This is a genomic window from Shouchella sp. JSM 1781072 (assembly GCF_041949915.1).
Lineage (GTDB): Bacteria > Bacillota > Bacilli > Bacillales > Bacillaceae_D > Shouchella.
Genome location: NZ_JBHFQE010000001.1, coordinates 689,342 through 702,811, shown reverse-complemented (window position 1 = coordinate 702,811; position 13,470 = coordinate 689,342). Strand labels below are relative to the sequence as shown.

The following is a 13,470-nucleotide window of genomic DNA, read 5'->3' as shown; positions in this document are numbered from 1 at the left end:
GCACTCCTTAGTCACGCCTAAACGAAAAAGGCGATTCACTTTCCGACGAACGGGTAGGCTCCTGTGGTCTTTGAAACGTCTGCATTAAGTTCTGTACATTCCCAAGTACTGAACTAAACTGTGTTAAATGAGATTGTAAATCTTGGACATTCATTTTTTTTACTAAACCCATTAACTGACCTAGAAACTCTCCTGTACCTGCTGCACTCTCTTCTTCAGTCGCATCGCTTGAAGTAGTCGATTCCGCTGCATTTGTTGATGTTTGCTCCTCCTGAACCTCTTCTTGCTCTTGTTGATCGTTTACTTGTTGGCCCGATTGAATCTCTTCATCATAAAGAAATGGCTGCCACTGCTCATGCTCTTCACCTAAAATCGACCATTCCTCATAAATATCTTGTAATGTCCGCTTCCCATCCTTCACTTCCGTTACTAAACCTGGATGATTTCGCACAAAAACTTTAAATTGCCGAACCGAAGGATGCAGATTGGTTTGATTCATCTGACTCATCCCCTTTTATAGACTTATATATAAGTAGTGTATACAATAGTCTGGTCCAATGTTCATGTTTTTTTGCTATTTATTCGTTAGATTTGATACACTAATACTTGTCCGCAATATAAAGAAATGAAAAGGTGAAAATAGTGACAGTAGAAGACAAAATTCGTACATTTATGAACAACGCATCAGAAGAAGAACAAACGGTTCTAGAGCAAGTCATTGATGGTTTTTTAGCTAAGCAACAGAAACAACAATTAACGTATTTATCGGGGATTACGAAAGCAGAAGCATCCATACCGTCTAAAGACACATTTTCGATTCGTGTACCGATTACCCCGCTTATTCATAATCCACTAGAAATTGTTCATGGTGGAATGACGGCAACACTTCTTGACTCTACTATGGGTGGCGCTGCAATGGAAGCGTTACCTGATGATTTAACAGCTGTAACATCTCAATTAAATATTCATTATTTACGACCTGGCGTTGGCGAATACTTAGAATGTTTTGCGACCGTTGTTCATGCTGGAAAGCAACTTATCATTGTTGAAGGGAACGCCTATAATAATGAACAGAAATTAATCGCAAAGGCTACTGGAACGTTTTATGTCATTCCGCGCAAATAATTGCTTGTATAGCTCGTTAGCCCGTTGGTTGATGGGCTTTTTTTCATACAAAAAGTACGGAAAGACAATGGTCGATCCGTACCTTTTCCTTTTATTCAACCGAAAAGTTCTGTGTGTAATACGAGTCGTGCACACCTACTCCAAGATCAGTAAATTCTTCATGAAGCAACACCACGCGATGACTATCACTGTTTAACCAACCACCAACAGCTGCAATACCGTCAACATAGTTAAAAGCAATATTCTCCCCTGCCTCCGCAAACGAAACATGTCCAGCGTGAAAACGATCTAATAGCGTCCCATGTATAGGCGAAACATGATCAAAATATTCTTCATCGTGCATATCTTTACTATGGTTGTACGCAACTTGAGCAACATCATCGGACCAAGTAAACGGCTTTAAACCGTAGCTTGTTCGAATTGCGTTTGTTAGTTCAAAAATTTGCTTTTCATTCGCTTCATCAATTTTTTCCATATCAGATTGACTGAGCGACACTTTTTCAGGTAGGTCGTTTGTGTATCGGAATGAATAAGGACGCTGATTTAACAATACTTCGTCTGTCATTAACCGAACTGAAGCCAATGTATTTGTATGGATATCCATATAAAATTGAATATAATAATCGCCCACTTGTGCGATTGGTCTCATTTGCAAGTCTTGTTCCGATAACTGAAATGTAAACAAGCCTGTTTCTGTTTCAAGTGGAACCGTCTCATTGAACAAGAACATCCGATTTAACGCTTCAAAGCTAAGCTCGCCTTCCCCTAAAAACGCATGAATGGGAGAACCTTGTGCGACTACAGTTGCAGCCTGGTCATCTTTTACGCCAATTGTTAAATACCCTGCCTCAACATTGTTATAAATCCATGATTCATAGCCGAACGCTGAAGGATCAATACGCTTCGGATCTCCAAGCGCGTCAACAATTTCTTCGGTATTTAAGCCCATAAGCGAACCAATATTAGAAGAAAACGGTACCGCCTCATTTCGTTCCGCATCGGGATTCATCTCATCTTGTTCTAAAAAAGAAGGGATTGCTCGACTCGTATAGTCCATATGTAAAGATGGCTGCTTTGTTGATAACTCATAACCAACCACCGCTTCTGACGGGAGTTGGCGATATTCATTGATTAAAATAAATAAAATAACTAATAGTACGGATAATAGACCGAGACGTTTATACACGAAGCACCACTCTTTCCTTTATCCTGTAGGATATCGCTGTTCGATCATCTCACTTGAATAAAACCTTTCATCTTCCAACAGGGTCAGAGGAAAAGATCTGTTAAAACGTTGCATAAGAAAGCGTTTCATACTATGATTAAGAAGTGTGAAACAGCTAGTTAAGGAGGAATACTTTTGAAATTCACGGAAACAGGTCTAGAAAACCATCAAATTAAATTTACACTCGTACATGACTCAGCAGAATCAGTTGGCTTCGTTCATGCCGATCAGTGGGATTACGAGCGCGCAATGTTTGACTACAAAATGGTGCACCACGAAGGAACCTTTTACTTAAGAGTACCTGTTTACGCGGTGAAGGGGGATATCCCAGCTCAATCAACCATCGTCCAAATTATGAGTCCTGTTTTAGGAAAGCACTATTATCCACATGGCGTAGAATATGAAGGAGAGACATTCCCTGACGCCATCGTCGAAAAATCAAAAAAGAAGCTAGAGTTGTTAGCTAAACGAATTGAAGATGAACTATAAAAAGAGCTGTCCCTTGCGACGGCTCTTTTTTATAGCAAGCAACTTTCATTTGTCTTTAATATCTTTCTTCATTCTCATTAATAATGGTATATAGACGGTATGTCCCATCTGAACCTTCGATAATATGAAAACGAATTTCTCGTTCAATATCTTCTACATCATCACCTGTCACAACTTGAACGTGTTCATGTGCGTCCGCGTAGTAATCTCCTTCTTCAGGTTCAAACCAAATGTCGTCAACTTCTAACGAAACGAGCTCTTTACGTGAATTATTTTTTTGTAAATCTTCTTTTAACCGATGTAAAGCATGATAAAACGATGTGTTTGGAATAAGAAACTCTTCCTCTAACCGCTCCGTTTGGTTCTCATTAATCGCTAACAACATCTCATCCTTATAATCATGCACGAATGTCGTAATCGATTCAACCACTTCTTCATCGTTAATTTCTTCCAAGTTTTCTGGTTCACTATACCCACACGCGGCAAGGAATAGCATCATTACCAATAGAGGAAGTACATGTTTAGTTGTTCGCACAACAAACCCTTTCTGTCCACCCTGTCTTTCATTAGTATACAAAAGTTCTAAATGGAGGGGAACCTTTAATAGTAAGGTGAAATCAAGATGTAAACTAATACACCTGTAAAGCTCACATAAAGCCATATTGGCATCGTCCACCGAGCAATTTTCTTATGCCTTTGATTCTCGCCATTCCAAGCTCTCGCAACGCTTGTGAGTGCTAACGGAACAATTGCCGCGGCTAACACGATATGTGTAATCAAAATGAAATAATAAAAGTACTTTGCAAAGCCTTCTCCACCAAACGCTGTTGATTCAGCTAAGAAATGGTGCCCAACATACGTAAACAAGAAAAAGGTTGTTGTAACGAATGCAGCATAGATAAAACGCTTATGAATGCGTACTTTTCCTTTCATAATTGCAATTAATGCACCGACTAAAAACAAAAATGTAAATGTATTAAAGATGGCATTCATTAGCGGAAGAATCGTTACATCAAACGCATCAAAGTCATCAACGCCTGGCAAACCAGCTAAAACCCCAATCGCGCCAATTAAAACAATCGAAATAATAATAATAGCTGGTTTGTAATTTCGTTTTTTTATTGGTTTGTCAAAACCATTATCCATAGTTGTCACTCCTTAGCAAAACTTTCTCAACTGTATAGTCTAAGTATACTACAAAGTGATACCGTCCCACACTAGCTCTAGTATTTACAATCTAGTGAACAATAAACGTAAACATACAACTTCTATCTACTAAACAAATTGATCATACACAAAGAAAAACGGATATGGCGTCATGTCCATACCCGCTTTTTCTTTTAGCCGTTCTTCATTCTTCCTAATACTTTACAACACCAATTAACAGCATTAATGCCACAATCGTCGGCATGGTTACAAAAATACCAGTAATCATAAATACCGTTGCCCAAGCATGGTCTTTGTCTTTCATATGCATGAAGAACAAAAGTTGCAGAAGTAGCTGCACGATCGCAAGAATTAAAATAAATGGTACCGCAAAGTTATTTGGAATAAGGTCTGCACCTACAGCGACAAACGCGAGAACCGTTAAAAACAGGAGTAAGATAAACACGATAAACTGTTTTTTAATATCTCGCTTCATTTCACGCTTTTCAGCAGCTGTTAGTGAACTTTTCTCAAACGGTTTGCTTAAGTGGTCGTCAGCCATAATTAATAACCTCCTGCTCCCATTAAGTAAACGACGGTGAAGATAAATACCCAAACAACGTCGATGAAATGCCAGTAAAGACTTGCAACATAGAACTTCGGAGCATTCGTTAACGTAATACCTGTGCGCATGTTTTTAATGATAAGCAACGTGATCCAACAAAGACCGAACAACACGTGAGCACCATGTAAACCAACAAGTGTATAGAATGAAGACGAAAATGCACTTGTTGTAAAACCAAATTCATAATCATGAACGTAATGCTGGAACTCATAAATTTCTAACCCTAAGAAAACAGCACCTAGAACGACTGTAATAATCATCCACGTCATCATTTTTCTAAATTGGTTTTTCTTCATCGCAAACATTGCCAATACACTTGTCATCGAGCTCGTTAAAAGAATCATTGTCATGATAAACACAAGCGGAAGTGCAAAAATTTCATCAGAAGCTGGACCACTTCCAACACCATTACGTAACCCTAAATACGTTCCGAAGAAAGTGGCAAACATGATGGTTTCCCCGCCTAGAAAGAACCAGAAACCTAAGAACTTATTCTTTCCTTCCAGCGTCGCCCTTTCCGGGTGAGATGGTAAACCTTTGGATGTATCAACTGCACCAGCCATATTATTTGCCACCTCCTTGCTTTTTAAGATCCGATTGAATGACGCTTTTCGGAATGTGATAACCGTGATCGTCTTTAATAGAACGAGCAGCCATCCCACCAAATGTGAGTAAACCACCTAAAGCAACAACGATCCACGGGCTAATAAATGGCTCTGACATTTCTAACATAATTAGACCAAAGCCTAAGAAATACAAACCAACTGAAATGATCAATGGCAAAATGGAACCGTTTGGCATATGAATCTCATCAACAGGTTCAGCCGGTTTCATCGTTCCGTCCCCGTGTACTTTTTCATAAAAAAGTGGGTCAAGTGAACGAATTTGTGGTGTTTGAGCAAAGTTATATTCTGGAACAGGTGTTGGTGTAGCCCACTCCAACGTACGTGCATCCCAAGGGTCATTAATCCCAATAACACGCTCTCCTTTAATCGCTGAGTACACAATGTTAATCACAAGGACAATGACTGCAGCTGACATAAAGAATGTTCCGATTGTACTAATCATGTTAAATTCATCCAGTCCTTGACCGCCTAAATATGTATACACACGGCGCGGCATTCCCATTAATCCGAGGAAATGCTGAACGAAGAATGTTAAATGGAAACCAATGGTGAAGAGGATAAAGAAAACAACACCTAATTTTTCATTTAACTTATGATTAAACATTTTTGGATACCAGTAAAAGAGACCGGCAAAAAGCGCAAGGACAATCCCACCAACAATGATGTAGTGGAAATGCGCTACAACAAAGTACGTATCATGGTATAAGTAATCGACAGGTGCCATTGCAAGCATGACCCCTGTTACCCCACCAAGTACGAAGGTTGGCACAAAGGATGATGCAAATAACATCGCTGTATTAAAAGTAATTTTCCCGCCCCACATCGTGAAGAGCCAGTTAAAGATTTTAATACCGGTTGGTACCGCAATCGTCATCGTCGCAATCGCAAAGATGGAGTTTGCTACTGGTCCTATACCAACTGTAAACATATGGTGAGCCCAAACCATGAATCCTAGAAACGCGATAATCATAGTGGCAAAAACCATTGCCGTATAGCCAAACAAGCGTTTTCTTGAAAATGCTGGTATAACTTCAGAGATAATCCCAAATGCTGGCAATACGAGAATATATACTTCCGGGTGACCAAAGATCCAGAAAATATGTTGCCAAATGACAACGTTCCCCCCAGCTGCCGGGTTAAAGAACTGCGCGTCGAAAATCCGTTCGAGCATAAGAAGCGCAAGTCCTGCAGCAAGTGGTGTAAATGCAAACAAGATGAGCGTTGATGTAACAAATGATGTCCATACAAATAAAGGCAAGCGCATCATCGTCATTCCTGGTGCACGCATGTTGATAATAGTTACTAAGAAGTTAATTGCTGAGATTAGCGTACCAATCCCTGATACTTGAAGTCCAAGTACATAGAAATCAAGTCCTAGCTGTTCTTCATTTAGTGATAGCGGAACGTAAGCAGTCCAACCTGCATCTGGCCCTCCACCAAAAAACCAGCTTGTTGATAGTAATAAACCACCTGATAAGAAAATCCAGAATCCTAATGCATTGACGAACGGAAACGCAACATCTCGAGCACCGATTTGAAGCGGTATAACAAAGTTCATAAATGCAAATAAGAGCGGGGTGGCTGCCAAGAACAACATAATGGTTCCGTGCATCGTAATAAATTCATTAAACGTTTGTCCGGTTAAAAAGCTATTTTCAGGTATAATGAGCTGAATTCGCATGAAAACAGCCATTAGTCCAGCTTTTAAGAAGAAAAGCGTCCCGGCGATCAAGTACATGATGCCGAGCTTTTTATGGTCAACCGTTGTTAGCCAGTCCCAAATGACGCCTTTTTCTTTTTTATAACTAGCCAATCAAGACCCTCCTTTACCCAATCTTCCTTTTAATTATCCGAATTTGCTGGACGGACTTGTAGTGAGCGTAAGTACTCGATTAAGTCTTCCATATCCTCATCATTGATATCATGAGCCGGCATGTTATTGCCTTGCTTTAACTCTTCAGGATTACGAATCCAATTCGCAAGCTCTTCATCGTCATCCATATCGTAAACGCCGGCAAACTTTTGACGGTCACCGAAGTTTGTTAATGTTGGGCCTGTTGCCATTCCTTCTCCACCGATCGCATGACAGTTAATACATGCATTCTCTTGGAACACTTCATATCCTGCTTCTGCGTTCGCGGCTGTTTCTTCTGCTTCAACGCCTTGCATGTCCTCGACCCACTGGTCATATTCGTCACGCTCTAGCGCGATAACTTTAAAGTCCATAAGGGCGTGAGATGGGCCACATAATTCAGCACACTTTCCAAGGTAAACACCTGGTTCATCTGCTTGTAACCATAGGGCATTCGAAATTCCAGGAATATTGTCAATTTTTCCACCTAATGCGGGTACCCAGAAGGAGTGAATCACATCTTCTGCGTTCAGTTCAAATACTACACGTTCTCCAACAGGAATATACACTTCTTGGCCAGCGGTAAAGCCTTCTTCGTAATCAAACTGCCACCAGTACTGGTGCCCAGTAACGTTTATGTATACCGCATCTTCATGTTCAGCTGGATCAGCATCCACATGGAATTCAAACGTTCCTGTTACGGTTGGAATAAATAAGATGATGAGTAAGAGCACAGGGATAACAGTCCAGGTAATTTCCATCGCTGTATTTCCGTGAACTTGTTCCGGTAATTCATCATCGCCTTCTTTTCGACGAAATTTCACGACGATAATGAAGAAAATTGCAAACACGACAACGGATACAAATGTCATAATAATTAATGACAAGACCATGTTATCGTAGATCCATTGTGCCGCTTCTCCTTTTGGATCAAGAGCAGTTAGGTTTTCTTCACCAAGACAGCCTGATAAAAAAACAAGCACAAGAGCTGCAGGTGTTAAGCGCCACAGTAGGTTTTTTAACATGTTCGTTTCCCTCACTTTCTATGTAATTGTCTTGGCCTTTTCAAACAGCGGCGTGAATAACAAAATGGTTGAACAGTTTACAAGATTCGAAAACGGATACAACCTTTTTTATTCATGGCGGAATATGTATATTTACTTACACACATATTCTTACATTCTCCCACAATATCGATTATAACCGAAAATGTGGGCGGTTTCATCAAATTCCTTTTGTTCACACGATTTTCACATTTACAATCTTCAAAAATTGTTCGCAGTTGAAAAATTGACTTTACCCTGTTCATTTTCTTATCATGGAGAAAGTACATTATAAGACCCATACTAACTTTATCATACTTTTCAACAAGTTTATAGAAGGAAAGGTGAAACGATTGCATAAAGGACTAAAAAGATTTGGCGTATTCACCTCATTAGGTGTACTTCTTGTTTTGATACAAGGAGCCGTTGTAACAAACACTGGTTCGGGTGAAGGGTGCGGCCAAACATGGCCCCTTTGTTTTGGACAAGTGATCCCGATTGATCCACCACCTGAAACTGTTATTGAATTTTCTCACCGCTTAATTGCAGGCATTGTCGGGATGCTCGTTATTCTAATGGCCATTTGGTCGTGGAGAACATTAAAACATCTCCAAGAAACAAAATTTCTAGCGATTATCTCCGTTTTCATGATTATTTTCCAAGGCTTATTAGGAGCAGGCGCGGTTGTTTTTGGTCAATCTGACTTAATTATGGCCCTTCATTTCGGATTCTCAGCCCTATCCTTTGCCTCTGTTGTCTTACTTACAAGACTTGCCTTTGAAGACAGCAACCCTAAAAGACATTATGTACCAATTGTTTCAAAGTCATACAAGTGGTTTGTAATTGGGACAACCATTTATTCTTACTTAGCGATTTACACCGGCGCTTATGTCAAACATCGTGACGCAACACTCGCTTGCTCCGGTTTTCCACTTTGTAATGGGGAGCTCATTCCATCGATTTTTCACAGCGGAATCGCGGTCCAACTCTTACACCGCGGGGCGGCAATGATTCTCGTTGCGCTACTAGTAATCTTATTCATTTGGACATTAAAAACGTATCGATCTCAAGCAGTATTGGTGTTTTGTTCTGTACTAACGATTATTCTTGTTGCTGGACAAGCAGCCTCTGGTATCGCGGTTGTGTTAACAGAAAATTCGACGCTAACCATTGGTATTTTCCACGCATTACTTATTTCACTACTCTTTACCGTTTTATGTTATATGGTAATGCTCGTTCTTCGCCATCGACAAAAATAAGATTAAACCTTCATGATGAATCGATCATGAAGGTTTTTTTCGGCAAAAAAGCTTGCTGAACGTAACGAATCAGCAAGCTTTCACTCCTTATTCTACTTCAATTAATAGATCTCCAGTCGAAATCGCTTCGGCATCTTTCACATGGACTTTCTTTACCACGCCATTTTTTGCAGCTTGCACGGTTGTTTCCATTTTCATCGCTTCTGTAATCATGAGGTGATCACCTTTTTTCACTTCATCTCCTTCAGAAACAAGCACTTTTACAACTGTACCAGGCATAGATGCTCCAATATGACTCGAATTATTTTTCTCAGCTTTTGGACGGAGAACGGCATCTGTTTTTACATCTAAATCAAAAATATTTACTTCACGGGGCTGCCCATTAAGCTCAAAATACACAATTCGGGTACCGTCTTGTTGTGGATCTGAAACGGAAATTAATTTTACAATTAAGGTTTTCCCTTGTTCGATTTCTATTTCCACTTCTTCTCCAAGATCTAACCCGTAGAAGAACGTTGGCGTATCAAGCACTGAAACATCACCAAATCGTTCGCTAAATTCTTCATATTCTTTGTACACCTTCGGATAGAGCAAATACGACAACACGTCGTGACTCGTAACTTGACGACCCAGTTCATTATATAACTGCTTGCTCACTGCTTTAAAATCAACCGGTTCTAACTCAGCACCAGGACGCCCTTCAATTGGCATCTTTCCTTTTAGTATAATGCGCTGCAATTCTTCAGGAAACCCTTGATACGGCTTTCCTAGCTGTCCTTGGAAAAACTCCACCACAGAATCAGGGAAATCCAAACTTGCCCCTTTTTCATACAAGTCTTCTTCTGTCAGCTCATTTTGTACCATGTAAAGCGCCATATCACCTACGACTTTGGAAGATGGCGTCACTTTGACAATGTCTCCGAACATGTCATTGACCGTTCGATACATTTTTTTGACGTTATTCCATTTTTCATAGAGTCCAACAGCTTTTGCCTGTTGCTGGAGATTGCTATATTGTCCCCCTGGCATTTCATGCTCGTAAACTTCTGTATGCGGAGCGTTCATGCCGCTTTCAAATCCTTGGTAAAACTTGCGCGTATCATACCAAAATTGATCAAGCTTTTCATACGTTTCGATGTTCATTTTCGGTTGGCGTTCCGTTCCTGCTAATGCGTAATAAAGGCTATTCGCACTCGGTTGCGAGGTCAAGCCTGCCATTGAGCTAACAGCCACATCGACGATATCTACACCAGCTTCAACTGCACGTGCATAGGAGAAGACGCCGTTGCCACTTGTATCATGCATATGCAAGTGAATTGGAATATCAATCGTTTGCTTCAGTTCACTTACGAGCTGATAGGCCGCTTCAGGTTTTAAGAGACCTGCCATGTCTTTAATGGCTAAAATATGTGCACCAGAAGCTTCGAGCTCTTTCGCCATTTTTTTGTAATAAGCAAGATCATACTTTGTCTTGTTTTTATCAAGAATATCTCCTGTATAACAAACCGCTACTTCCGCAACTTTCCCACTTTCTCTCACCGCATCAATCGCCGGTTTCATTGCTTCCACCCAGTTTAAGCTATCAAAGATTCGGAACACATCGATTCCAGCATCGGCTGATTTTTGTACGAAATCATAAATGACGTTGTCGGGATAGCTTGTATACCCAACCGCATTCGATGCACGGAGGAGCATTTGGAATAAAATATTTGGCGCTTTCTCGCGCAACACGAGCAGTCTTTCCCATGGATTTTCATGTAAGAATCGCATGGCTACATCAAACGTTGCACCACCCCACATTTCCATTGAAAAAAGATCTGGCAATAAATGAGCAGTCGGTTCTGCTACTTTCTTTAAATCATGTGTCCGCACACGAGTAGCAAGTAAGGATTGATGAGCATCTCGGAACGTTGTATCGGTTAAAAGCACGTTTTTCTCGTTTTTTACCCACTGAGCTAAACCTTCCGGACCTTTTTCATCTAAAATTTGCTTCGTGCCAGGTTTCACCGTTTCGCTTTGGTCAAAGCTTGGTAGCACAGGTGTATCAAAGAGAGGCTTTTCTCCTTTTTGCAAACCTGGGTACCCATTTACAACGGTTTCCCCAATAAACGACAGCATTTTTGAACCACGGTCTTTACGCTTAGGGAAAACGAATAATTCTGGTGTTTGATCAATAAAACCTGTGTTGTACTCGCCATTTAAAAACTGAGCATGCGTTACAACGTTTTCTAAAAAAGCGATATTCGTTTTAATGCCTCGAATTCGGAATTCTTTGAGGTTCCGAACCATTTTCAGGGCAGCATCTTCAAACGTTAATGCCCACGTCGACACCTTTACCAAGAGTGAATCGTAGTGAGGGCTGATAACGGCACCTTGGAATCCATTCCCTGCATCGAGACGAACACCAAATCCGCCGCTTGAACGATAGGCGTTAATACGACCTGTATCTGGCATAAACCCATTAGCCGGATCTTCCGTTGTGACACGCGACTGGATCGCAAAGCCAAAACAATGAATGTCTTTCTGAGCAGGAATGTTAATTTCTTTTTCATGTAATTTGTATCCTGCTGTAATTTTTAATTGTGATTGTACAATGTCAATGCCTGTTACCATTTCTGTAATCGTATGCTCAACCTGAACACGAGGATTTACTTCAATAAAGTAAAAAGCTCCGTCATCGGTTACAAGGAATTCCACTGTACCAGCGTTGACATATTGGACATTTTCCATTAACTGAACAGCAGCATCACAGATCTTGTTTCGCACTTCATCCGTTAACGAAACACTCGGTGCAATCTCGACCACTTTTTGGTGGCGACGTTGGACAGAACAATCACGCTCATGTAAATGAACAATATTGCCATGCTTGTCCGCTAAAATTTGAACTTCAATATGCTTCGGACGCTCAACAAATTTTTCAACATAGACTTCATCATTACCAAACGCCGATTTGGCTTCAGATTTTGCACGGTCATATGCTTCTTTTAATTCTTCTTCCGTACGAACAATTCTCATTCCACGACCGCCACCGCCTAAAGATGCTTTAATAATAAACGGATAGCCGTGTTCTTGAACAAATGATTTCACTTCGTCTAAATTACTTACAGGTCCATCACTACCTGGGATGACCGGAAGACCTGCTTTTAACGCTTGCTCTCTAGCTTGAATTTTATCGCCAAACATTTCCAAATGCTCGAGCTCCGGACCAACAAAACGGATGCCTTCTTCATGACAACGTTTAGCAAATTCAATATTCTCTGACAAAAAGCCGTATCCTGGATGAATGGCGTCTACATCATGAGCTTTTGCTGTAGCGATAATGTCTTCAATATCTAAATAAGCATCAATCGGTTTCTTTCCTTTTCCAACTAAGTAAGCCTCATCCGCTTTATAACGGTGAAATGCGCCTGTATCTTCCTTTGAATAAATCGCAACAGTACGGATATTTAGTTCAGAACATGCACGAAAAATCCGAATAGCAATTTCACCACGATTTGCTACTAAAACTTTATTAATGTTATGTAGTCCATTCATGTACGTATTCCCTCTCCTCAAGCATTTAAGTATTTTATCTTTACTTTGACTGATTTCTCTAAATTTCGCAACTAATATGCATAAAAAGGTTTTAGAAAAACCGGGCGCATCAGCGTCCCGGTTTGGTACTACTACTTTAGAGAAGAATCATGAAGCAACGCTAGTTTTCTTTCTAGCTCACTTAAGATCCCTTTCCCTTTTTCTTCTTCAACAAGCCCAAGTCGAATGGCAAAATCAATTTCCCTTGATAAACCAAACATTCTTGTATCTAAAACCTCTTCGTAGAGGGGGCATTGCGGCATTGTTAAGTTTTCAAGCTGAACCTCAATAAGCTGACGGATTTTTTCCGCATCTTCTTGAAGTAAACTGTACGCTTTTTCACTTTGGCTTGTCACAGCATGTAACGTCAAATTATCCCCTCCTCGTCTGAGTTAGTGTCCTACTTTCCATACTATAGACATTTGCGTCAAAATGCAATCATTTTCATTACGCTCAATAAGTTTCTAATCGTGACAAATATCAAATGAAGGCGTATACTTTTCACTA

Annotated in this window: 13 protein-coding genes; 3 read left to right on the top strand and 10 right to left on the bottom strand. The window is 40.3% G+C overall.

From position 1 onward, the window contains the following. Positions 1 to 7 precede the first annotated feature (7 nt). Complete coding sequence (locus tag ACE1TH_RS03765) at positions 8 to 499, bottom strand: YlbD family protein (protein WP_255223395.1); 492 nt, start codon at positions 497 to 499, stop codon at positions 8 to 10. 143 nt (positions 500 to 642) lie between these two features. Here ACE1TH_RS03765 and ACE1TH_RS03760 point away from each other — a divergent pair, with 143 nt between their 5' ends. Next, positions 643 to 1,125, top strand: coding sequence for a PaaI family thioesterase (locus ACE1TH_RS03760; protein WP_099301173.1), 483 nt, complete (start codon positions 643 to 645; stop codon positions 1,123 to 1,125). A gap of 91 nt (positions 1,126 to 1,216) precedes the next feature. Here the strand turns inward: ACE1TH_RS03760 and ACE1TH_RS03755 are convergent, their stop codons facing one another. After that, positions 1,217 to 2,311: a CAP domain-containing protein gene (locus ACE1TH_RS03755; protein WP_255223396.1), complete on the bottom strand. Its 1,095-nt coding sequence runs from the start codon at positions 2,309 to 2,311 to the stop codon at positions 1,217 to 1,219. A gap of 174 nt (positions 2,312 to 2,485) precedes the next feature. Here ACE1TH_RS03755 and ACE1TH_RS03750 point away from each other — a divergent pair, with 174 nt between their 5' ends. Next, a complete protein-coding gene (locus ACE1TH_RS03750; RefSeq protein ID WP_099301175.1) occupies positions 2,486 to 2,839 on the top strand; it encodes a YugN family protein in 354 nt (117 codons plus the stop codon). 55 nt (positions 2,840 to 2,894) lie between these two features. Here ACE1TH_RS03750 and ACE1TH_RS03745 read toward each other — a convergent pair whose 3' ends face one another. The 6 genes from ACE1TH_RS03745 to coxB form a co-directional block, all read right to left on the bottom strand. Further along, positions 2,895 to 3,416, bottom strand: a complete 522-nt coding sequence (locus tag ACE1TH_RS03745) for a TcaA NTF2-like domain-containing protein (protein WP_375078382.1) — start codon at positions 3,414 to 3,416, stop codon at positions 2,895 to 2,897. Between the two features lie 23 nt (positions 3,417 to 3,439). Next, entirely contained in the window at positions 3,440 to 3,985 is a 546-nt protein-coding gene (locus ACE1TH_RS03740) for a DUF420 domain-containing protein (protein WP_099301177.1), read from the bottom strand. Between the two features lie 214 nt (positions 3,986 to 4,199). Further along, complete coding sequence (locus ACE1TH_RS03735) at positions 4,200 to 4,547, bottom strand: cytochrome C oxidase subunit IV family protein (RefSeq protein ID WP_099301178.1); 348 nt, start codon at positions 4,545 to 4,547, stop codon at positions 4,200 to 4,202. A gap of 2 nt (positions 4,548 to 4,549) precedes the next feature. After that, on the bottom strand, positions 4,550 to 5,173 hold the full coding sequence (locus tag ACE1TH_RS03730; RefSeq protein WP_099301179.1) for a cytochrome (ubi)quinol oxidase subunit III: 624 nt from the start codon (positions 5,171 to 5,173) through the stop codon (positions 4,550 to 4,552). A gap of 1 nt (position 5,174) precedes the next feature. Further along, on the bottom strand, positions 5,175 to 7,049 hold the full coding sequence (gene ctaD, locus ACE1TH_RS03725; protein ID WP_099301180.1) for a cytochrome c oxidase subunit I: 1,875 nt from the start codon (positions 7,047 to 7,049) through the stop codon (positions 5,175 to 5,177). Between the two features lie 29 nt (positions 7,050 to 7,078). After that, a complete protein-coding gene (coxB, locus tag ACE1TH_RS03720) occupies positions 7,079 to 8,113 on the bottom strand; it encodes a cytochrome c oxidase subunit II (protein ID WP_099301181.1) in 1,035 nt (344 codons plus the stop codon). Between the two features lie 362 nt (positions 8,114 to 8,475). On the opposite strand from coxB, the gene ACE1TH_RS03715 reads away from it, so the two are divergent. Continuing rightward, positions 8,476 to 9,390 (top strand): COX15/CtaA family protein, encoded by a 915-nt coding sequence (locus tag ACE1TH_RS03715; protein WP_306345936.1) that lies wholly within the window; start codon positions 8,476 to 8,478, stop codon positions 9,388 to 9,390. Positions 9,391 to 9,477: 87 nt separating this feature from the next. Here the strand turns inward: ACE1TH_RS03715 and pyc are convergent, their stop codons facing one another. After that, on the bottom strand, positions 9,478 to 12,924 hold the full coding sequence (gene pyc / locus ACE1TH_RS03710; RefSeq protein ID WP_375078381.1) for a pyruvate carboxylase: 3,447 nt from the start codon (positions 12,922 to 12,924) through the stop codon (positions 9,478 to 9,480). A 131-nt stretch (positions 12,925 to 13,055) separates the two neighbouring features. Further along, positions 13,056 to 13,334, bottom strand: a complete 279-nt coding sequence (locus ACE1TH_RS03705) for an Fpa/YlaN family protein (protein ID WP_035398491.1) — start codon at positions 13,332 to 13,334, stop codon at positions 13,056 to 13,058. Positions 13,335 to 13,470: the final 136 nt, after the last annotated feature.

Coding starts and splice junctions, on each gene's coding strand:
- ACE1TH_RS03765 (WP_255223395.1), bottom strand. CDS start 499: ATGAATCAAACCAATCTGCATCCTTCGGTTCGGCAATTTAAAGTTTTT.
- ACE1TH_RS03730 (WP_099301179.1), bottom strand. CDS start 5,173: ATGGCTGGTGCAGTTGATACATCCAAAGGTTTACCATCTCACCCGGAA.
- ACE1TH_RS03735 (WP_099301178.1), bottom strand. CDS start 4,547: ATGGCTGACGACCACTTAAGCAAACCGTTTGAGAAAAGTTCACTAACA.
- ACE1TH_RS03740 (WP_099301177.1), bottom strand. CDS start 3,985: ATGGATAATGGTTTTGACAAACCAATAAAAAAACGAAATTACAAACCA.
- coxB (WP_099301181.1), bottom strand. CDS start 8,113: ATGTTAAAAAACCTACTGTGGCGCTTAACACCTGCAGCTCTTGTGCTT.
- pyc (WP_375078381.1), bottom strand. CDS start 12,924: ATGAATGGACTACATAACATTAATAAAGTTTTAGTAGCAAATCGTGGT.